This is a genomic window from Streptomyces sp. NPDC088261, assembly GCF_044740805.1.
Taxonomy (GTDB): Bacteria; Actinomycetota; Actinomycetes; order Streptomycetales; family Streptomycetaceae; genus Streptomyces.
The window spans coordinates 301,910-321,734 of record NZ_JBIURL010000009.1 but is presented as its reverse complement, the minus strand read 5'-3'; the positions used below and the strand labels follow the sequence as shown (position 1 = coordinate 321,734).

At 72.5% G+C, this 19,825-nt stretch carries 17 protein-coding genes; 12 read left to right on the top strand and 5 right to left on the bottom strand.

What is annotated here, in order from left to right; all coding sequences use genetic code 11:
• Positions 1 to 233 precede the first annotated feature (233 nt).
• Entirely contained in the window at positions 234 to 2,420 is a 2,187-nt protein-coding gene (locus tag ACIODU_RS20115) for a helix-hairpin-helix domain-containing protein (RefSeq protein ID WP_401769176.1), read from the bottom strand.
• 107 nt (positions 2,421 to 2,527) lie between these two features.
• Positions 2,528 to 3,508, bottom strand: coding sequence for an aldo/keto reductase (locus ACIODU_RS20110; protein WP_161311864.1), 981 nt, complete (start codon positions 3,506 to 3,508; stop codon positions 2,528 to 2,530).
• A gap of 160 nt (positions 3,509 to 3,668) precedes the next feature.
• Here ACIODU_RS20110 and ACIODU_RS20105 point away from each other — a divergent pair, with 160 nt between their 5' ends.
• Complete coding sequence (locus ACIODU_RS20105; RefSeq protein WP_401769150.1) at positions 3,669 to 4,721, top strand: LLM class F420-dependent oxidoreductase; 1,053 nt, start codon at positions 3,669 to 3,671, stop codon at positions 4,719 to 4,721.
• 287 nt (positions 4,722 to 5,008) lie between these two features.
• Positions 5,009 to 5,794, top strand: coding sequence for a ferritin-like domain-containing protein (locus ACIODU_RS20100; protein WP_401769148.1), 786 nt, complete (start codon positions 5,009 to 5,011; stop codon positions 5,792 to 5,794).
• Between the two features lie 107 nt (positions 5,795 to 5,901).
• Here the strand turns inward: ACIODU_RS20100 and ACIODU_RS20095 are convergent, their stop codons facing one another.
• Positions 5,902 to 6,951 (bottom strand): magnesium and cobalt transport protein CorA, encoded by a 1,050-nt coding sequence (locus tag ACIODU_RS20095; protein WP_401769146.1) that lies wholly within the window; start codon positions 6,949 to 6,951, stop codon positions 5,902 to 5,904.
• Positions 6,952 to 6,983: 32 nt separating this feature from the next.
• Between ACIODU_RS20095 and ACIODU_RS20090 the strand changes: the two genes are divergently transcribed.
• The 5 genes from ACIODU_RS20090 (at position 6,984) to ACIODU_RS20070 (ending at position 11,767) form a co-directional block, all read left to right on the top strand.
• On the top strand, positions 6,984 to 7,670 hold the full coding sequence (locus ACIODU_RS20090) for a histidine phosphatase family protein (protein WP_401769144.1): 687 nt from the start codon (positions 6,984 to 6,986) through the stop codon (positions 7,668 to 7,670).
• A 105-nt stretch (positions 7,671 to 7,775) separates the two neighbouring features.
• Positions 7,776 to 8,366: a DUF3090 domain-containing protein gene (locus ACIODU_RS20085; protein ID WP_356428940.1), complete on the top strand. Its 591-nt coding sequence runs from the start codon at positions 7,776 to 7,778 to the stop codon at positions 8,364 to 8,366.
• Positions 8,330 to 9,154, top strand: a complete 825-nt coding sequence (locus tag ACIODU_RS20080) for an SCO1664 family protein (RefSeq protein WP_401769142.1) — start codon at positions 8,330 to 8,332, stop codon at positions 9,152 to 9,154. The genes ACIODU_RS20085 and ACIODU_RS20080 overlap by 37 nt, the downstream gene beginning before the upstream one ends.
• Before the next feature lie 216 nt (positions 9,155 to 9,370).
• Positions 9,371 to 10,600, top strand: coding sequence for a cysteine--1-D-myo-inosityl 2-amino-2-deoxy-alpha-D-glucopyranoside ligase (gene mshC / locus ACIODU_RS20075; protein ID WP_401769140.1), 1,230 nt, complete (start codon positions 9,371 to 9,373; stop codon positions 10,598 to 10,600).
• Between the two features lie 177 nt (positions 10,601 to 10,777).
• Positions 10,778 to 11,767, top strand: a complete 990-nt coding sequence (locus ACIODU_RS20070) for an SMP-30/gluconolactonase/LRE family protein (protein WP_401769138.1) — start codon at positions 10,778 to 10,780, stop codon at positions 11,765 to 11,767.
• Positions 11,768 to 11,903: 136 nt separating this feature from the next.
• Here ACIODU_RS20070 and ACIODU_RS20065 read toward each other — a convergent pair whose 3' ends face one another.
• Entirely contained in the window at positions 11,904 to 12,947 is a 1,044-nt protein-coding gene (locus tag ACIODU_RS20065; RefSeq protein WP_401769136.1) for a PAC2 family protein, read from the bottom strand.
• A 273-nt stretch (positions 12,948 to 13,220) separates the two neighbouring features.
• Here ACIODU_RS20065 and ACIODU_RS20060 point away from each other — a divergent pair, with 273 nt between their 5' ends.
• The 5 genes from ACIODU_RS20060 to ACIODU_RS20040 are packed head-to-tail and all read left to right on the top strand — an operon-like array spanning position 13,221 to position 18,995.
• The gene (locus ACIODU_RS20060) at positions 13,221 to 14,540 is read left to right on the top strand and encodes an enolase C-terminal domain-like protein (protein WP_401769134.1); all 1,320 of its coding nucleotides are present in this window, start codon (positions 13,221 to 13,223) and stop codon (positions 14,538 to 14,540) included.
• Positions 14,537 to 15,313, top strand: coding sequence for an SDR family NAD(P)-dependent oxidoreductase (locus ACIODU_RS20055; protein ID WP_401769132.1), 777 nt, complete (start codon positions 14,537 to 14,539; stop codon positions 15,311 to 15,313). The genes ACIODU_RS20060 and ACIODU_RS20055 overlap by 4 nt, the downstream gene beginning before the upstream one ends.
• 33 nt (positions 15,314 to 15,346) lie before the next feature.
• Positions 15,347 to 16,423 carry a sugar ABC transporter substrate-binding protein gene (locus ACIODU_RS20050; protein WP_356428921.1) on the top strand — a complete coding sequence of 359 codons (1,077 nt, stop codon included), beginning with the start codon at positions 15,347 to 15,349 and terminating at the stop codon, positions 16,421 to 16,423.
• A 2-nt stretch (positions 16,424 to 16,425) separates the two neighbouring features.
• A complete protein-coding gene (locus tag ACIODU_RS20045) occupies positions 16,426 to 17,970 on the top strand; it encodes a sugar ABC transporter ATP-binding protein (protein WP_401769130.1) in 1,545 nt (514 codons plus the stop codon).
• On the top strand, positions 17,967 to 18,995 hold the full coding sequence (locus ACIODU_RS20040; RefSeq protein ID WP_161312496.1) for an ABC transporter permease: 1,029 nt from the start codon (positions 17,967 to 17,969) through the stop codon (positions 18,993 to 18,995). The genes ACIODU_RS20045 and ACIODU_RS20040 overlap by 4 nt, the downstream gene beginning before the upstream one ends.
• A gap of 78 nt (positions 18,996 to 19,073) precedes the next feature.
• On the opposite strand, the gene ACIODU_RS20035 is transcribed toward ACIODU_RS20040, so the two are convergent.
• Positions 19,074 to 19,745 (bottom strand): FadR/GntR family transcriptional regulator, encoded by a 672-nt coding sequence (locus ACIODU_RS20035; RefSeq protein ID WP_356428915.1) that lies wholly within the window; start codon positions 19,743 to 19,745, stop codon positions 19,074 to 19,076.
• Positions 19,746 to 19,825: the final 80 nt, after the last annotated feature.

Sequence of the window (19,825 nt, the reverse complement as noted above, 5' to 3'; positions counted from 1 at the left end):
GGAACGTAAAGCGTGTTTTGTGTCGCATGGCTACCGTTACGCAAAACAAGACCCCGCACGCGACGTAAAACATGCAGTGCAGGACACGACCCCTGCCCGGCCCCCGGCGACGAGCCGCGCATACGCAACCGGCCCGCAGCGGGCACAATCAAGCCCGTCCGGCGATTGAGGACAAAAGCAGGAAGCCGCGCCCCCCACCGCGCCCACCGCGCCGCAGACGCCGACCGCAACCGTCACGACAGCAGCGCCACCAGCAGGGCCCCCAACCGCGTCACCCGGTCTCGTGGGACGCCCTCCGCCACCGCCCGGGGCAACGCCTCGTCCACCCCGTGGACCACGGACAGGTGCCGGTCGCCCCGGCTGAACGCCGTGTACACCCACGGACGGCTCAGGCCCTGCGCCGCGTCCCCGGGCAGGACCACCACCGCCGCCTCCCACCGCATCCCGGCCGCCTGGTGGGCGGTGAGCGCCCAGCCGTGCCGTACCGCCGACTCCACCCGGTCCTTCGGCACCACCACCGCCGCGCCCCCGCACTCCAGGTGCAGTCCCTCCGCGTCGGCCGAGACGACCATGCCCTGGAGCGTCCTGCCGGGTGCCGGTACGTAGGCGATACGGTCGCCCGGGTCGAAGCCCCCGAACCGCCCGGGGCCGGGGTTGAGCCGCTCCTTGAGCGCCGTGTTGAGCGCGCGGGTCCCGGCCGAACCGCCGTGGCCCACCGTGATCACCTGGGTCTGCCCGGCCGCCAGGCCGAACGCGCGCGGCACCGAGTCCGCGACCAGCTGCACCGTACGGTGCACCGCCTCGCCCGCGTCCCGCACCGGCACGATCACGACCTCCTTGCCGGGGGCCGCCACCTGGTTCAGCTCCCCGATGCCGATGCCGGAGACCAGCTCACCGACGGGCCCGGGGTCGGGCGTACGGGACGCGATCTGCGGGCACACCCGCGCGGCGAGCAGGTCGCCGAACACCCGGCCCGCGCCCGCCGACCAGAGCAACCCGGGGTCCCCGCCGAGGACCAGCCGGCTGCCGTCGGGCAGGGACTCCACGAGCATCGTGGCCGTCTCCACGTCCAGCTGCGGCGCGTCCAGTACGACGAGCAGGTCGAGGGCGAACATGCCGTCCGCGTCCCGCCCCGGGCCCTCCGCGCCCGCGAGCAGCCCGGCGACGGTGACGGCGTCCTCGCCCGCGTCCCCGTCCGCGCCGCCCAGCCTCGCCCGGCCGTTCTCGCTGTGGGTCGCGACCACCGCGCGCAGTCCGAGCGCACGGGCCGCCCGGGCCAGGGCCACGGGCTCGGCCCGCGCGGCCTCGCCGCCGGTGTGCAGGACGAGTCCGTGGCCCGCGACCGCCCGGATCAGCTCGGCGGCCGACGGAGAGCCGGCCGCCGCGGCGGCCTCGTCCCAGGAGGCGTCCGGCCCGGTCCTGACGAGCCGCGCGAGCCCGTCGGCCAGGCTCTCCTCCGCGAGGGCGTACCGGTCGAGCCCGAGGAGCACGGGCCGCTCCGGTGCGTCGGCGTCGACGGGGCTCTCGCCGTCGGCCGCCTCCTCCGCCTCGTCCTCCTCGCTCTCCTCGGGACCCTCCTGGAACACCAGGACCACGCCCTCGGAGACGGCGTGCCGCACGGCCTCGTCGGGATCCGGCACACCGTGCCCGGCCAGGGCGGTGCGCACCGCCGACGCCTCCACCGCGGTGTGGCCCTGGAGCGCGCCGCGCTCCAGCAGCCACCCGACGAGCGCGGCGGCCCGCCGCTCGTCACCGGGGCCGCAGGCCGCGCCGAGCAGCGCCCGCGCGAAGCCGTCGGCCTGCTCGGGCCGCACCCCCGGCACGGATAGCAGCTGCCACGGGTCCTCGCGCAGGAGGCCGGCGGCCTGCTCCCCCAGCACGGCCGAGACCTGCCCCGCCAACGCCTCCGGCGCCCCGCCCTCGGCGAGCACGGCCCGTACGCCCTCCACGACGGCCCGCGGCGCCGGTACGGTCCCGGACGCCGGGGCCACCGGGGCGGGGGCGGCAGGGGCGGCAGGAGGGGGTCCAGGGGCCACGGGGGCCGGGGCGGCGGCCACGGCACGCAGGAGCGCCGGGTCGGGCTTGTCGCCGCTCTCCACGGCCCGTACGGCGGCGAGCAGGTCGGCGGCCTGCCCGCTCAGCTTCGTCCCGGCGGCGATGGGACCTTCCTTCTCGGCCTTGCGCTGCTCGATCCGCTCCCGCAACTCCCGCTGGGCGGCCAGCTCGGCGGCGGCCTCGGACAGGACGGCGGCCTCGGCGGCGGCAGCGTCCCCCTCCCCGCCGACCGCTCCCGCATCGCCCCCGCCCGTACCGGCTTCCGCCGTACCCGCCGTGTCCGAAGCCGGCTCACCCGCGTCGGGCCCATCTGCCCCCGGCCCGTGCGCCTCGGTCTCCGCCGCCCCGTCACCCGCGCCGACCATCTCCGGCGCACCGCCCTCACCCGCGCCCGGCCCCCCGGCCTCGGCCCCCGCGCCCTCGGTCGCTTCCGGCGCGGTGTCCTCCACGGTCGTGGTGTCGCGGTCCGTACTCACAGCGTGCTCCAGTCCTGGTCCGGATAGCGGTGCACGGGCGCCGACACGTCGTCCAGCGCCTGGCAGATCTCGTCAGGAAGACTAAGGCTCTCCACTGACAAAGCCGCCGTGAGCTGCTGCGCGTTGCGCGCGCCCACGATCGGGGCCACCACCCCGGGGCGGTCCCTGACCCACGCCAGCGCCACCTCCAGCGGCGTCGCGGCCAGCCCCTCCGCCGCCGTCGCGACCGCGTCGACGATCCGGCTCGCCGCCTCGTCGAGGTACGGCTCCACGAACGGCGCCATGTCCGACGCGGCCCGCGAGTCCGCAGGGGTGCCGTGCCGGTACTTCCCGGTGAGCACCCCGCGGCCCAGCGGCGACGACGGCAGCAGCCCGATGCCCAGGTCGATCGCGGCGGGCAACACCTCACGCTCCACGCCGCGTTGCAGCAGCGAGTACTCCATCTGCGTCCCCGCCAGCCGTGTGCGTATGCCGGGCGAGGCCAGCTGCCAGGTGGCGGCCTTGGCGAGCTGCCAGCCGCAGAAGTTCGACACGCCCGCGTACCGCACCCGCCCGCTGCTGACCGCGATGTCCAGCGCGTGGAGCGTCTCCTCCAGCGGGGTGGCCGCGTCGAACGCGTGGATCTGCCACAGGTCCACGTAGTCCGTCCCGAGCCGCGCCAGGGACGCGTCCAGCGCCGCCAGCAGATGCCCCCGGGACCCGTCGAAGCGCCGGTCCGGGTCGGGCACGCTGCCGGCCTTCGTCGAGATGATCAGGTCGCGGCGCGGGACGAGCCGCTCGACCAGCTGCCCGAGCAGATATTCGGCCTCCCCGCCCCCGTACACGTCCGCGGTGTCGACCAGCGTTCCGCCCGCCTCCCAGAACGCCTTCAACTGGTCGGCCGCGTCGTGTTCGTCGGTGTCTCTTCCCCAGGTCAGGGTGCCGAGCCCGATCCGGGACACACGCAGGCCGGTACGGCCGAGATGCCTCTGCTCCATGGGCGCTGAGATTACTGGCCGGGGCCGCGCGCGGAGAGAGCCTGTGGACAACCTGGCCGGAGCGCCTGTGGACAACCCGCCCCTGCCGCGGCCCCGCGCCGCGCGCTAGAGTCCGGCGGACAGAGACGTTACTGGCGAGTAGACGAGCAAGGGAGTGGTTATGCGGCTCGGCATCAACCTCGGTTACTGGGGCGCGGGGATGGACGGCGACAACCTCGCGGTGGCGCAGGAGGCCGACCGGCTCGGCTACGACGTCTGCTGGGCCGCCGAGGCCTACGGCTCCGACGCCCCGACCGTCCTCGCCTGGGTCGCCGCCCACACGGAGAGCATCGACGTCGGCTCCGCGATCCTCCAGATCCCGGCCCGCCAGCCCGCCATGACCGCCATGACCGCCGCCACCCTCGACTCCCTCTCCGGCGGCCGCTTCCGCCTCGGCCTCGGCGTCTCGGGACCGCAGGTCTCCGAGGGCTGGTACGGCGTCAAATTCGACAAGCCGCTCGCCCGCACCCGCGAGTACGTCGAGATCGTCCGCAGGGCGATGTCCCGCGAGCGGCTGTCCTACGAGGGCGAGCACTGGACGCTGCCGCTGCCCGGCGGCCCCGGCAAGCCCATCAAGCTCACCGTCCACCCGGAGCGCGAGCACATCCCGCTCTACATCGCCGCGATCGGCCCGAAGAACCTGGAGCAGACCGGCGAGATCGCCGACGGCGCGCTGCTGATCTTCCCCTCCGCCGAGCACCTGGAGGACACGGCGATCCGCCACCTCCGCGCGGGCCGCGAGAAGGCCGGCCTGACCATGGACGGTTTCGACGTCTGCCCGACCGTCCCGATCGCCGTCGGCGACGACATCACGGCGCTGGCCGACACCTTCCGCCCGTACACCGCCCTGTACGTAGGCGGCATGGGCAGCCGGAAGCAGAACTTCTACAACCAGCTCGCCCGGCGCATGGGGTACGAGAAGGAGGCGGCCGGGATCCAGGACAAGTACCTCTCCGGGGACAAGGCGGGCGCCGCCGCCGCCGTACCGCACCAGCTGATCGACTCGACCACCCTGCTCGGGTCCGTGGAGCGGATCGCCGACCGGATGAGCGCGTACGCCGCCGCGGGGGTCACCACGCTCACCCTCGCGCCGGCCGGCCTGACGCTCGACGAGCGGCTCGCGGCCCTGCGGATCGGCACCGACGCCCTGGAGCGGGCGGGCCTCGCCTCCTAGGACGCGGCCGCCATGCGCGTCCTGGGACGAGGGGCACGTACGACAACCCGGCGCGCAGCCCCGTAACCCGAACGGGCGAGAGGAAAGTCTGCGGCCGTGGTGGGGGCTCGGGGGTCTTCCCCGCCACGGCCGTCACGTACAACAACGCGCGGAGCGGCCCTCGGTTACGCCACCGGGGGCACCTCCGCGTCCGTACGCCGGGCCGGGACCGGCCCCCGCTGCTGTTGCCTGTTGCCCCCCGCCCGCTTTGACTCGTTCTCGCGGACGTCTGTATGGAGGTGGCAGTGATGCTTTCGGCCCGAAGCCTGTTCCAGGAAATCCTGGACAACGATCGTTCGTTCCAGCTGTTCTGCTCCATCGCGGCCAGCGGCGAGACCCAGGGCGGCTGGGAGAACGGCCGTATCGCCGCCCTGCTGCCCGAGAGCATGCGGGACCTGGCGCCCAAGGTCACCCGGCACGGAGCCGACGAGGACAAACACGGCCGGATCTTCAACGCGCTCCTGAAGAAGCGCGGCCTGGAGCCGGTCGGCGTCCCCGACGACACCGACTACACGATGCTGCTGGAGCGCCGGGGCATCGGACTCGCCCACGACAAGCTGCGCCGGGACGAGCCGCTGACCGAGGACGACGTCGTCGTGTACCTCGCGCACAGCCGGATCACCGAGCAGCGCGCGTCCGACCAGATGGTGATGCTGGTCAAGTACTTCGGCGACCACCCGGAGGTCGGCAACGCCGTCCGGATGATCAGCGCCGACGAGGACAACCACCTCGCCTACTGCCACGAGGAGCTGCTGCGGCTCGCCCGCGCGGGCCACGGCAGGCGGATCCAGCGGGCCCTGCGCGAGTGCGCGCTGGCCGAGATCCAGGTCTACCGCGAGGTGAGCCTCGCGGTGATGGCGAACATGGCGCGGCTCCTCGGCTGGTCCGCCGCCAAGTCCGCGGTGCTCACCGCCGGGGTCCACGCGATGTACGCGTACGAGCGGGCCTTCGCCTGGCGCCGGATGGTCACGCTGTCCATGCCGGAGCGCCGCGACGCCCTGAGCGGCCCCCCGGCCCCGGCGCCCGCGTACTGACCGGGGCGCCCGCGGAAATGCGGGGTGCCCGCGGAAAGCGGGGCGCGCCCGCGGAAAAGGCCGGCACCCACCCCGTGGGTGCCGGCCCCGCACGCGCCCCCGTCCCCTCAGAGCCAGCCGCGCCGCTTGAACGTGCGGTGCAGGCCGAGGACGAGCGCCAGCATGACGGCGAGCACGGTGGGGTACGCCCACACGTACGTCAGCTCCGGCATGTGCTCGAAGTTCATGCCGTAGATCCCCGCGATCAGCGTCGGTACGGCGGCCATCGCGGCCCACGCCGAGATCTTCCGCATGTCGTCGTTCTGCCGCACGCCCATCTGCGCCAGGTGCGCCGAGAGGATGTCGGACAGCAGCCGGTCCAACCCCTCGACCTGCTCGTTGGCGTGCAGCAGGTGGTCGTTCACGTCCCGGAAGAAGGGCCGCGACCGGTCGTGCACGAACGGCACCGAACCACCCGCCAGCCGGGCCATCGGCGCCGACAGCGGTACGGTCGCCCGCCGGAACTCCAGCACCTGCCGCTTGAAGCCGTAGATGCGGGCCGCCGTCGACTTGCCCGAGGTCGGCCGCGACGAACCGGACGAGCTGTCGCCGCCGTCCGGCGCGAAGACCTCCGCCTCCAGCTCCTCCAGGTCGACCTGGAGCTCGTCGGCCACCTCCGTGTAGTGGTCGACTACCTCGTCGCTGACCGCGTACATCACCGCGGTGGGCCCGTGCTTGAGCACGGACGGATCGGCCTCCAGCCGCCGCCGCACCTCCCCGAGCGGCGAGCCCTCGCCGTGCCGGACCGTCACCACGAACGAGTCGCCGATGAAGACCATCAGCTCACCCGTGGTGACCGTGTCGCTCTTCTGCTCGTACTCGACGGGCTTGAGGACCAGGAACAGCGAGTCGTCGTACACCTCCAGCTTGGGCCGCTGGTGGGCGGTGAGGGCGTCCTCGACGGCGAGCGGGTGCAGGCCGAACTCGCTGCTCACGAGCGAGAACTCGTCCTCCGTCGGCTCGTGCAGCCCGATCCAGAGGAACGCGTCCCCGTGGGCACGCGCCTCGTCGAGGGCGTCGGAGAAGTCGGCGGGCCCGTCGGTGCGGTGTCCGTCGCGGTAGATGGCACAGTCCACGATCACTGCCGCATTGTCCCCGCTCCGGCCCCCCGTACGCATCTTTGGCCTGCGGGCGCCTTACGCTGACGGGCATGGCCACGTTGATCCTCGTACGTCACGGACGCTCCACCGCCAACACCGCGGGGCTGCTCGCGGGCTGGACCCCCGGGGTCGCGCTCGACGAGCGCGGCGCGGCCCAGGCCGCCGCCCTGCCCGGCCGGCTGGCCGGCGTACCGCTCGCCGCCGTCGTCAGCAGCCCCCTCCAGCGCTGCCAGGAGACCCTGCGGCCGCTGCTCGACAGCAGGCCGGACGTGCCCGTGCACAGCGAGGACCGGATCGGCGAGTGCCACTACGGCGACTGGTCGGGCCGCAAACTCGCCGAGCTGAGCGACGAACCGCTGATGCAGGTCGTGCAGCAGCACCCCTCCGCCGCCGCGTTCCCCGGCGGCGAGTCGATGCGCGCCATGCAGGCGCGCGCCGTGGAGGCCGTACGGGACTGGAACGCGCGCGTCGAGAAGGAGCACGGCGACGACGCCGTCTACCTGATGTGCTCGCACGGCGACATCATCAAGGCGCTCGTGGCCGACGCCCTCGGCATGCACCTCGACCTCTTCCAGCGCATCCACGTGGACCCGTGCTCGGTCACCGTCGTCCGCTACACCCGGTTGCGCCCGTATGTCGTACGGCTCGGTGACACGGGCGATCTGAGCGGACTGGCGCCGCGTGAGAACACAAGCGGCGGTCCCGGTGTTGTAGGAGGCGGCGCGGGAGCACCGTGATCGCTCCGCGCAGTAGGGTGGACGCGCCTTCCCCGCGCAGCGCTCCACGCAGTACGCCTAGCTCACGCAGCACTTCCCCAGCCGATTCCCAAGGGAGATCAGGACGTGTCCCGTCAGGTGTTCCTCTACGACCCCCCGGACCGCTTCGTGGCCGGTACGGTCGGGCTGCCTGGACGCCGTACGTTCTTCCTCCAGGCTTCCGCCGCGGGCCGCGTCACCAGCGTCGCCCTGGAGAAGACCCAGGTGGCCGCCCTCGCCGAGCGGATCGACGAACTGCTCGACGAAGTGGTCCGCAGGACCGGCGGCAACGCCCCGGTGCCCGCCGTCGCCCCCACCGAGATCGCCGACTCCGCCCCGCTGGACGCCCCCGTGGAGGAGGAGTTCCGGGTCGGCACGATGGCCCTCGCGTGGGACGGTGACGAAGAGCGCATGATCGTCGAGGCGCAGGCGCTCGTCGAGGTGGACGCCGACACCGACGAGGACCTCGCCGAGGCCGAGGAGCGGCTTCTCCAGGACGAGGAGAACGGTCCGCCGATGCTCCGGGTGCGCCTCAGCGGGGCCCAGGCCCGCGCCTTCGCCAAACGCGCCCTGGACGTGGTCAACGCGGGCCGCCCGCCGTGCCCCCTGTGCAGCCTGCCGCTCGATCCGGAAGGACACGTATGCCCGCGCCAGAACGGATACCGCCGCGGAGCGTGAGCCCGTCCGACCTGCTCGCCCAGGGCGAGCTGACCGTGCGCGGCCGGATCCGTGAGGCGTCCAACGCGGTCCTGTACTGCTCCGTCTCGTACGAGGGCACCGAGGCGCACTGCGTCTACAAACCCGTCGCCGGAGAGCGCCCCCTGTGGGACTTCCCGGACGGGAACCTCGCCCGGCGCGAGGTGGCGGCGTACGAGATCTCCGAGGCGACCGGCTGGGGGCTCGTACCGCCCACCGTGCTCCGCGAGGGGCCGTACGGCGAGGGCATGTGCCAGCTGTGGATCGAGACGGACACCGACGAGGCGGCGGCCCTGCTCGCCCTCGTCGAGGACGAGGAACCGGGCGAGGGGTGGAAGGCCGTCGGCTTCGCCGAGGTCGGCGAGGGGCAGACGGCCCTCCTCGTGCACGCCGACGACGAGCGGCTGCGGCGGCTCGCGGTCCTGGACGCGGTCATCAACAACGGCGACCGCAAGGGCGGCCATCTCCTGCCGGCCGCCGGGGGACGGCTGTACGGCATCGACCACGGCGTCACCTTCAACGTGGACGACAAACTGCGCACGCTGCTCTGGGGGTGGGCGGGTGAACCCCTCACCGAGGAGGCGCTGTCCGTGCTCGCTCGGCTGGAGGACGCGCTCGCCGACGGCCGGCCGCTCGCGGCCCGGCTGGCGGGGCTGATCACGGAGGCCGAGACCGACGCGGTCCGCGCCCGCGTCCGTGAGCTGCGCCACACGGGACTCCACCCGCAGCCGTCCGGCCAGTGGCCCGCCATCCCCTGGCCGCCCGTCTGAGAACGGGCCGGGTCACCGGGGGGAACAGGCCCGGGCACCCGTGGGAACAGGCCCGGCCACCGGTCCGGCGACAGGTCCGGGGCCAGCCGGGACCGGGTGGACACGACCCGCCCGGGACCGTCCACCACGGCGCCGACCCTTCCGCAAGAGCGCCCGGCCGGCCAGGACCTCGCATCCGGTTCGTTTTCGGAACTACCGGCCGGTTACGCTCATGACATGCATGCCTGGCCCGCTTCCGAGGTCCCCGCCCTGCCTGGCAAGGGCCGCGACCTCAGGATTCACGACACCTCGACCGACGGCCGCGTCACCCTCGCGCCCGGTCCCGTCGCCCGCATCTACGTCTGCGGCATCACCCCGTACGACGCGACCCACATGGGACACGCGGCGACCTACAACGCGTTCGACCTCGTGCAGCGCGTGTGGCTCGACACGAAGCGGCAGGTCCACTACGTCCAGAACGTGACCGACGTCGACGATCCCCTGCTGGAGCGCGCCGAGCGCGACGGCGAGGACTGGGTGGCGCTCGCGGAGCGTGAAACCGCCTTGTTCCGGGAGGACATGACGGCCCTGCGGATGCTTCCGCCCCAGCACTACATCGGCGCCGTCGAGGCCATACCGGGCATCGTGCCGCTCGTGGAGCGGCTGCGGGACGCCGGGGCCGCGTACGAACTCCAGGGCGACATCTACTTCTCGGTGGCGGCCGACCCGCACTTCGGCGAGGTGTCGCGCCTCGACGCCGAGGCGATGCGGCTGCTCTCCGCCGAGCGGGGCGGCGACCCCGACCGCCCCGGCAAGAAGAACCCCCTCGACCCGATCCTCTGGATGGCCGCCAGGCCCGGCGAGCCCAGCTGGGACGGCGGGAGCCTCGGCCAGGGCCGGCCCGGCTGGCACATCGAGTGCGTGGCCATCGCGCTCGACCACCTCGGCATGGGCTTCGACGTCCAGGGCGGCGGCAGCGACCTCGCCTTCCCGCACCACGAGATGGGCGCCTCGCACGCCCAGGCGCTGACCGGCGAGCACCCCTTCGCCCAGGCGTACGTACACGCCGGCATGGTCGGCCTCGACGGCGAGAAGATGTCCAAGTCCCGGGGCAACCTGGTCTTCGTCTCGACGCTCCGCCGGGACGGCGTGGACCCGGCGGCGATCCGGCTCACCCTGCTGGCGCACCACTACCGCTCCGACTGGGAGTGGACCGACCAGGTGCTCCAGGACGCCCAGGAGCGCCTCGTCCGCTGGCGGGCCGCCGTCTCGCGCCCCGACGGCCCCCCGGCCGAGGCGGTCGTGGAGGAGATCCGCGCGGCGCTGGCGGACGACCTGGACGCCCCGGCGGCCCTGGCCGCCGTGGACCGCTGGTCGGAACTCCAGGCGTCCACGGGCGGTACGGACGAGGGGGCGCCCGGCGTGGTCTCCCGCGCGGTCGACGCCCTGCTCGGAGTGGCCCTCTAGCCCCCGTGGTCCCGGCCCTTCCCGGGGCCGCCCACCAACCCAGCACGGCCGGTCACGGATACCGACATCCGTAACCGGCCGTGCTGTTGTGCGTGATCCGGCCAAACTCCCAACGGGGCCAAGGGGTGTGATGGGGTGTGAGGGACGGCACACCCCATTCCCGGGAGGACGCTCACCATGCAACGTTCCTTCGCACGGCGTGACTTGCTCGCCGCCGCGGCCGCCCTCGGCGGCGCGGCGCTCCTCGCTCCGCTCGGCTCCACCGCCTCGGCCGCCCCGCGCCCCACCGCACGGACCTGGCCCGCCGCCTTTCCCCTGCCGGACGGCTTCCGGCCCGAGGGCATCGCCATCGGCGCGGAGCCGTACGCCTACATCGGTTCGATCGCGCGCGGCGACGTCTACCGCGCGAGCCTCGCCACCGGCCGCGGCAAGGTCGTCGTCCAGGGGCTCGGCCCCGAACACCCCGTCATCGGGCTCAAGTTGGACGGCCGGGGCCGGCTGTTCCTGAGCGGCGGGGTCAGCGGTGAGATCCGGATCGCCGACCTCCGGACGGGGAAGGTCACGAAGACCTTCACCGTGGGCACGGACGTCACCATGGTCAACGACGTGATCCTGACACCGGGCGCCGCGTGGTTCACCGACTCCTTCGAACCACAGCTCTACAAGCTGCCGTTGGGCCGGCACGGCGAGCCGGGCGACCGCGTCGAGACCGTCCCGCTCAGCGGCGACTGGGTCCAGGGGCCCGCCCTCACCGCCAACGGCATCACCACCACCCCCGACGGCCGGGCGCTGCTCGTGGTGAACAGCTTCGCGAACGGCGGCGGCCTCATGCGGGTCGACCCCCGCACCGGCGTGGCCCGCGCCGTGGACCTCGGGCCGACCCGGCTGCCCAACGGCGACGGGCTCCTGCTCCTCGGCCGTACGCTCTACGTGGTCCAGAACCGGCAGAACGCCATCGACGTCCTGGAGCTCGACCGCGCGGGCACGAAGGGCACGGCGCTCACCCGGATCACCGCCCCGGGGACCTTCCGGGTCCCCACGACGGCGGCGGCCTACGGCAACCGGATCTACCTGCCCAACGCCCGCTTCGACGTGACCGCCCCGACCCCGGAGACGGACTACGACGTGGTGTCGGTCGCGCGCGTACGGACGCACGCGCCGCACTGACGACACACTCCCGCAGGACGCACCGCGCAGGAACGCACCCCGCAGAAACGCACCGCGCCGGACGGACCGCACCACGGTCCGTCCGGCGTCGGCGGCGAGCAGCAGGGAGCGGGCAGGCAGCGCAGAGGGAGACGCCCTACGGCGTGTCGTCCTTGCCCTTGTCGTCGTCATCGGGCCCGGGTCCCGGACCCGGCCCGGACTCCGGGTCCGTCCCCGCCTCGGGTCCCGGCCGCGGCGGTCTCTGCGGACGCCCCCGCCCCGGTCCCGCGGAGGGATCACGGCGGTACGAGGGCCCCTCCCCGCTCTCCGTGGCGTGCCCGCCCGCCGCCGGTCCCGGCCCGCCGTCGCGGCGCCGCAGATACCGCTCGAACTCCCGCGCGATGGCCTCGCCGGACGCCTCGGGCAGTTCCGCCGTGTCCCGCGCCTCCTCCAGCGTCTGGACGTACTCCGCCACCTCGCTGTCCTCGGCGGCCAGTTGGTCGACGCCCAGCTGCCACGCCCGCGCGTCCTCCGCCAGTTCACCCAGCGGGATCCGCAGACCGATCAGGTCCTCCAGGCGGTTGAGGAGCGCCAGCGTCGCCTTGGGGTTGGGCGGCTGCGACACGTAGTGCGGCACCGCCGCCCACAGGCTCACCGCCGGCACGCCCGCGTGCGTGCACGCCTCCTGGAGAATGCCGACGATGCCGGTCGGCCCCTCGTAGCGGGTCTCCTCCAGATCCATCGTCCTGGCCAGGTCGGCGTCCGAGGTGATCCCGCTGACCGGCACCGGCCTGGTGTGCGGGGTGTCGCCGAGCAGCGCGCCCAGGATGACCACCATCTCCACACCCAGCTCATGGGCGAAGCCCAGGATCTCGTTGCAGAAGGAACGCCAGCGCATGGACGGTTCGATGCCGCGGACCAGTACCAGGTCACGGGGCGTCTCACCGCCGACCCGGACCACGGAGAGCCGGGTGGTCGGCCAGGTGATCTTCCGTACTCCGCCGTCCAGCCACACCGTCGGCCGGTTGACCTGGAAGTCGTAGTAGTCCTCGGCGTCGAGCGCCGCGAACACCTCGCCCTTCCACTCCCGGTCCAGATGCGCGACCGCGGTGGAGGCGGCGTCGCCGGCGTCGTTCCAGCCCTCGAACGCGGCCACCATGACCGGGTCGATCAGCTCAGGAACCGCCTCGAGCTCGATCACCCAGTGCCTCCTTCCGAAGTTCCCTTGTCCACGCCCCAACCTTACGGCTTTCCCGCTCTCCGCCCGCAGCCCCGCGCACGCCCGGGTGAACTTCGGCGCGGTGGGGCATAGGTGGGAGAAAACAGCCAACCGACAGCCGACCGACCGCCGACCGGTCGACGATTCATCCGAGCTGTGACCGTTATTTTTCTCCGAGCCCTGGACGTTTAGGCGTCAGCGACGCTATACATCGGATGACCACAAGAGGTCCGATGTTCTTCCAAGGGGGCGTGCATGAGTCAGACCGTCACAGGGTTCGAGGTTCACGACATCCGTTTTCCCACCTCGGAACAGCTCGACGGCTCCGACGCCATGAACCCGGACCCCGACTACTCGGCGGCCTACGTGGTCCTGCGTACCACGGACGGCGCCGAGGGGCACGGCTTCTGCTTCACGATCGGGCGGGGCAACGAGGTCACCGCCGCGGCCATCGAGGCACTGCGTCCGTACGTCGTGGGGCGCCCGGCCCCGCGCACGGCGGCCGATCTCGCCGCGCTGTACTTCGAGCTCACCCACGATTCGCAGCTGCGCTGGCTCGGCCCGGAGAAGGGCGTGATGCACATGGCGGCGGGCGCCGTCGTCAACGCCGCCTGGGACCTGGCCGCCGGATACGCGGGCCAGCCGGTCTGGGAGTTCCTCGCCGGGATGACCCCCGAGGAACTCGTCTCGCTCGTCGACTTCCGCTATCTGACGGACGTCCTCACCCCGGACGACGCGCTCGCCATCCTGCGGGCCGCCGAACCGGGCCGCGCCGAGCGGGCCGCGCGGCTGCGCGAGCGGGGCTACCCCGCCTACACCACCTCACCGGGCTGGCTCGGCTACGCCGACGCCAAACTGGTCGGCCTCGCCCAGCAGGCCGTCGCCGACGGCTTCGAGCAGATCAAGCTCAAGGTGGGCGGCGACCTGGACGACGACGTACGGCGCATGAAGCTCGCCCGCGAGGCCGTCGGCCCCGGCATCCGGATCGCCGTCGACGCCAACCAGCGCTGGGACGTGGCCGAGGCGGTGCGCTGGATGGCCGCCCTCGCCCCGTACGAACCGCACTGGATCGAGGAGCCCACCAGCCCCGACGACATCCTCGGCCACGCCGCCATCCGCGCCGGGCAGCCGGTGAAGGTGGCCACCGGCGAACACGTCGCCAACCGGGTCGTGTTCAAGCAGCTCCTCCAGGCCGGGGCCGTCGACTTCGTCCAGATCGACGCGGCCCGCGTGGCCGGCGTCAACGAGAACGTGGCGATCCTGCTCCTCGCGGCCAAGTTCGGCGTGCCCGTCTGCCCGCACGCCGGCGGGGTCGGACTGTGCGAACTGGTCCAGCACCTCTCGATGTTCGACTTCGTCGCCGTCTCCGGCAGCTGGGACGACCGGGTCATCGAGTACGTGGACCACCTCCACGAGCACTTCGCCGACCCCGTGGTCATCGTCTCCGGGAGATACTCCGCCCCGACGGCGCCCGGCTTCTCCGCCCGGATGCTCCCCGCGTCGATCGCCGAGCACAGCTACCCCGACGGGCCCGTCTGGCAGGCCCGCCGCACCACCGAGGAGATCAGCTCATGACATCCGTACGGGACTTCGAGGGGCTGAACGCCCTGGTGACGGGCGGCGCCTCCGGCATCGGCGCGGCCATCGCCGCGCTGCTGCTCGAACGGGGCGCCCGGGTCGCCGTACTGGACCGGGACACCGCCGGAGCCCCCGAGGGGACGCTGCCGCTCATGGCGGACGTCACCGACGACGCGGCGGTCAAGGCCGCCGTGGACGCGGCGGCGGCGGAGTTCGGCGCGCTGCACGCCGTCGTCTCCAACGCCGGGATCGGCGCCATCGGGGCCGTCACCGACAACACCGACGACGAGTGGCACCGCGTCCTCGACATCAACGTCCTCGGCATGGTCCGCACCGCGCGCCACGCCGTACCCCACCTGCGCCGGGCAGCGGCCGACCGGCCCGGCGCCGTCTCGATCACCCAGACGTGCTCCATCGCCGCGACGGCGGGCCTGCCCCAGCGCGCCCTCTACAGCGCCAGCAAGGGCGCTATCCTCTCGCTCACCCTGGCGATGGCCGCGGATCACGTCCGGGAGGGCATCCGCGTCAACTGCGTCAACCCCGGAACCGCCGACACACCCTGGATCGGACGCCTGCTCGACCAGGCCCCGGACCCCGCGGCCGAGCGCGCCGCCCTCGCCGCCCGCCAGCCGTCAGGACGACTGGTCGGCGCGGACGAGGTCGCCGCGGCGGTCGCCTACCTCGCCAGCCCCGCCGCGGCGGCCGTCACGGGGACGGCACTCGCGGTGGACGGCGGGATGCAAGGCCTGCGCCTGCGTCCCGCCAACTGAGCCGACACTCACCTTCATAAGGACGGGACCTCCATGAAGCGTCACACCGCGGACCGCTCCCCACTCCGCAGACTTCGTACGACGGGCGCCTCCGCCTGTGCCGTGGTGCTCGCCGTGGCAGCCCTCGCCGGCTGCAACCGTGAGTCGGACTCCGACAGCGCCGCCGGCGGCGGGAAGGTCGGCATCGACCTGCCGCGCGCCGACAGCGACTTCTGGAACTCCTACCAGCAGTACATCGACAAGGGGGTCAAGGAGGACGGCATCGACGCCCTCCCGCCGACCAACTCCCAGAACGACATCGGCAAGCTCGTCGCCAACGTCCAGGCCTTCACCGACCAGGGCGCCAAGGCCGTCGTCATGGCCCCGCAGGACACCGGCGCGATAGCCGAGACGCTCCAGACGCTGAGCGACAAGAAGATCCCCGTCGTCAGCGTGGACACCCGCCCCGACAAGGGCGACGTCTACATGGTCGTCCGGGCCGACAACCGCGCGTACGGCCAGAAGGCCTGCGAGTACCTGGGCGAGCAGCTCAAGGGCAAGGGCAAGGTCGCCGAGTTCCAGGGCGACCTCTCCTCCATCAACGGCCGTGACCGCTCCGAGGCGTTCAAGAGCTGCATGACGGAGAAGTTCCCGGGCATCCAGGTCTTCGAGCTGGCCACCGAGTGGAAGGGCGACGTGGCCTCGGCCAAGCTCCAGTCCACCCTCGCCGCCCACCCCGACCTCAACGGCATCTACATGCAGGCCGGCGGTGTCTTCCTCCAGCCGACGCTGGCCCTGCTGGAGCAGAAGAAGCTCCTCAAGGCCCCCGGCACCCCCGGGCACATCACGATCATCTCCAACGACGGCATCCCCGAGGAACTGGACGCCATCCGCGCGGGCAAGATCGACGCCACCATCTCGCAGCCCGCCGACCTCTACGCCAAGTACGCGCTGTACTGGGCGAAGGAGGCACTGGCCGGTACGACCCCGAAGGCCGGGGCGACCGACCACGACTCCACGATCATCAAGATCCCCAACGGGTTCGAGGACCAGCTTCCCGCGCCCCTGGTGACCAAGGCGAACGTGGACGACCCGAAGCTCTGGGCCAACCAGCTGGAGAAGAAGAACTAGCCATGGACCAGGCACCTCCGGACGCGGCCGCACCCGCCGCGGTCCACGCGGAAGGCATCGTCAAGCGCTTCGGTCCCACCGTGGCGCTCGACGGTGTCCGGCTCACGGTCCGCCCCGGCGAGTCCCACGCGCTCGTCGGGCGCAACGGCGCGGGCAAGTCCACCCTGGTGAGCGTGCTCACCGGGCTGCACAGGCCCGACGCAGGACAGGTCAGCTTCGGCGGCGAGCCCGCGCCCGCCTTCGGGGACACCACGGCCTGGCAGTCCAAGGTCGCCTGCGTCTACCAGAAGTCGATGGTCGTGCCCGACCTGACCGTCGCCGAGAACCTCTTCCTCAACAACTACGGCCTGGACGCCTCCGGGTCCGGGGGCCGCTTCATCAGCTGGCGCGGCCTGCGGGAGCGCGCCAGGGAGCTGCTGGCGGGGTACGGGGTCGACGTCGACCCGAACGTCCGGGCCAAGGATCTCCCGGTCGAGCAGCGGCAGTTCGTGGAGATCGCCCGGGCGCTGTCCTTCGGCGCCCGGCTGATCATCCTGGACGAGCCGACCGCCCAGCTCGACGCCCGGGGGATCCAGCGGCTCTTCGACAAGCTCCGCGAACTCCAGGGCCAGGGAGTGGCGTTCCTCTTCATCTCCCACCACCTGCAAGAGGTGTACGAACTGTGCACCGCCGTCACCGTCTACCGGGACGCCCGCTATGTGCTGACGGCCCAGGTCGCCGAGCTGTCCAAGGCGGACCTGGTCACGGCGATGACGGGGGAGTCCACGGGCAAGGCGGCCTGGCACGCGGCGGGGGCGAAGGAGCAGGACACCGCGTCGGAGCCCGTCCTGCGGACCGAAGGACTCACCCTGGAAGGGGAGTTCGAGCCGCTGGACCTGGCCGTACGGCCGGGCGAGGTGCTCGGGGTGGCGGGCGCCGCGGCCAGCGGCGCCACCGCCCTCGGCGAGATCCTGGCCGGGATGCGCAAGCCGTCCGGCGGCAGCGTCTCGATGCACGGCACGAAGGTCAAGCCGGGCAGCGTCCCGCACGCCCTGGACGCCGGCATCGGCTACATCCCCGAGGACCGGCACCTCCAGGGGCTCGTCCTGGAACGCAGCGTCGCGGAGAACGCGACGCTCACGGTCACCGACCAGCTCGGCCCGTGGGGGACCGTCCTGCCCTCCCGTACCCGGGAGTTCGCCAGGACGATGATCGCGTCGCTGGACATCAAGACGCAGGGCCCCGAGCAGCCGGTCTCGGGCCTGTCGGGCGGCAACCAGCAGAAGGTCGTGGTGGCCCGCGCGCTGGCCCGCAAGCCCAGCGCGCTGGTCGCCCTGCGGCCGACCGCCGGGGTCGACATCAAATCGAAGGACTCGCTGCTCGGTGTCGTGCGCACGGTGGCGGACCAGGGCAGCGCGGCCGTGATCATCTCCGACGAACTGGATGATCTGCGGGTGTGCGACCGGGTCCTCGCGCTCTTCCACGGGCGCGTCGTGGCCACGTTCGGGAGCGGGTGGACGGACCAGGAACTGGTCGCCGCCATGGAAGGTGTGGGGGAGAGGGAATGACCGACACGATCAGTCCGCCGACGGTGGACACCGCGAAGGGCGCGGGGCCGGCGAGCCGGCTCAAGCTCATCCGGTGGAGCGACTTCTCGCTCGTCCCGGTGATCCTGGTGCTGATGGTGATCGGCTTCATCGTCTCGCCGGTCTTCCTCACCTCCAACAACCTGATCAGCGTCGTCCAGCAGTCCTCCGAGCTGAGCCTGCTCGTGCTCGGCCAGGCGCTGATCCTGATCTGCGGCCGGATGGACCTGTCCCTGGAGTCGACGATCGGCATCGCGCCGGTCGTGGCCATGTGGCTGATCCTGCCCACGGAGGGCGGCCGGTTCAACGGGCTCGGGGTGCTGCCGTCCTGGAGCGCCATCCCGCTGTGCCTGCTGGTCGGCCTGATCATCGGGGGCATCAACGGCTTCCTGATGCTCAAGCTGCGGGTCAACGGCTTCATCGCCACCCTCGGCATGCTCACCATGCTCCGCGGTCTCCACATCGGCATCACCGAGGGCAAGTCGATCACCGACGTCCCGGAGTCCTTCCGGTACCTCGGCAAGACCGACTGGCTGGGCGCCCCGGCGGCCGTCTGGATCTGCCTGGCGCTCTTCGCGATCGGCGGGGCGGCGCTCGCCTGGCTCAAGCACGGGCGTTCGCTGTACGCCATCGGCGGCAACCCGGAAGCGGCCCGCGCGGCCGGGATCCGGGTGGACCGGATCACCTGGATCGTGCTGGCGATCGGCGGCCTGCTGGCCGCCTTCGCGGGCATCCTCTACACCGGCCACTACGGCTCGGTCGCGGCCACCCAGGGCAACGGCTGGATCTTCCAGGTCTTCGCGGCGGCGGTCATCGGAGGCATCAGCCTCAAGGGCGGGCGCGGCACGCTGTTCGGCGCGCTGACCGGCGTGCTGACGCTCCAGCTGGTCGTGAACGTGATGACCCTCGGGGGCGTACCGGCCCTCTGGAACCAGTTCCTCAACGGCGCGATCATCATCGTCGCGCTGGTCATCTCGCGCTTCGCGAGCGGCGAGAAGCAGGACTAGACACCCCGCGACGCCGGACGGGCGCCGGAGAAGCCACGCGGCTTCTCCGGCGCCCGTACGCCGTTCCCGGCCCCCGTCTCACAGCGTCGACCGCAGCCACATCTCCACACTCGCCACATGCACGGTCGCCCACGAGCGCGCCGCCTCCGCGTCCCGGTCCCGCAGCGCCGCCAGGATCGCCCGGTGCTCGTGCAGGGTGCGGCTGACGGCGTCCTCCTGGGTCAGCCCGCGCCAGACCCGCGCCCGGGTGGTCGGCCCCGAGAGCCCGTCCAGCAGCGAGCAGAGCACCGAGTTGCCCGAGAACTGCACGATGCCCCGGTGGAACTCCAGGTCCGATGCGACCAGCTCCTCCACCGACGGATCGTCCCCCAGCGCGTCCAGCCGGGCGTCCATCGCGTCCAGTTCGGCGTCGGTGATCCGCGCGCACGCCATGGCGGTGGCGGCCGGCTCCAGGATGCGCCGTACCGCCAGGAACTCCAGGACGGTGTCGTCGCGGTGGAAGTCCACCACAAAACTCAGCGCCTCCAGCAGCAGCTGGGGATCCAGGCTGGTGACGTACGTGCCGTCGCCCTGCCGTACGTCGAGAATGCGGATGAGCGACAGCGCGCGGACCGCCTCCCGCAGGGAGTTGCGGGACAGGCCCAGCTCGGCGGCGAGTTCGCTCTCCTTGGGGAGACGATCGCCCGGGCGCAGCGCGCCCGAGACGATCATTCCCTTGATCTTCTCGATGGCCTCGTCGGTGACAGCCATGGGCGACCTCCATACATCCGATGTATCGACTCCCATTATGCGCCGGGAAACACCGGAGAGGGGCGCTCCGGGATAAGGAG

Excerpts from the sequence above, each read along its gene's own strand:
- ACIODU_RS20110 (WP_161311864.1), bottom strand. The coding sequence starts at position 3,508 with ATGGAGCAGAGGCATCTCGGCCGTACCGGCCTGCGTGTGTCCCGGATC.
- ACIODU_RS20095 (WP_401769146.1), bottom strand. The coding sequence starts at position 6,951 with ATGCGTACGGGGGGCCGGAGCGGGGACAATGCGGCAGTGATCGTGGAC.
- ACIODU_RS20105 (WP_401769150.1), top strand. The coding sequence starts at position 3,669 with ATGCGGCTCGGCATCAACCTCGGTTACTGGGGCGCGGGGATGGACGGC.
- ACIODU_RS20070 (WP_401769138.1), top strand. The coding sequence starts at position 10,778 with ATGCAACGTTCCTTCGCACGGCGTGACTTGCTCGCCGCCGCGGCCGCC.
- ACIODU_RS20040 (WP_161312496.1), top strand. The coding sequence starts at position 17,967 with ATGACCGACACGATCAGTCCGCCGACGGTGGACACCGCGAAGGGCGCG.
- ACIODU_RS20100 (WP_401769148.1), top strand. The coding sequence starts at position 5,009 with ATGCTTTCGGCCCGAAGCCTGTTCCAGGAAATCCTGGACAACGATCGT.
- ACIODU_RS20080 (WP_401769142.1), top strand. The coding sequence starts at position 8,330 with ATGCCCGCGCCAGAACGGATACCGCCGCGGAGCGTGAGCCCGTCCGAC.
- ACIODU_RS20060 (WP_401769134.1), top strand. The coding sequence starts at position 13,221 with ATGAGTCAGACCGTCACAGGGTTCGAGGTTCACGACATCCGTTTTCCC.
- mshC (WP_401769140.1), top strand. The coding sequence starts at position 9,371 with ATGCATGCCTGGCCCGCTTCCGAGGTCCCCGCCCTGCCTGGCAAGGGC.
- ACIODU_RS20090 (WP_401769144.1), top strand. The coding sequence starts at position 6,984 with ATGGCCACGTTGATCCTCGTACGTCACGGACGCTCCACCGCCAACACC.
- ACIODU_RS20115 (WP_401769176.1), bottom strand. The coding sequence starts at position 2,420 with ATGGTCGGCGCGGGTGACGGGGCGGCGGAGACCGAGGCGCACGGGCCG.
- ACIODU_RS20035 (WP_356428915.1), bottom strand. The coding sequence starts at position 19,745 with ATGGCTGTCACCGACGAGGCCATCGAGAAGATCAAGGGAATGATCGTC.
- ACIODU_RS20055 (WP_401769132.1), top strand. The coding sequence starts at position 14,537 with ATGACATCCGTACGGGACTTCGAGGGGCTGAACGCCCTGGTGACGGGC.
- ACIODU_RS20050 (WP_356428921.1), top strand. The coding sequence starts at position 15,347 with ATGAAGCGTCACACCGCGGACCGCTCCCCACTCCGCAGACTTCGTACG.
- ACIODU_RS20045 (WP_401769130.1), top strand. The coding sequence starts at position 16,426 with ATGGACCAGGCACCTCCGGACGCGGCCGCACCCGCCGCGGTCCACGCG.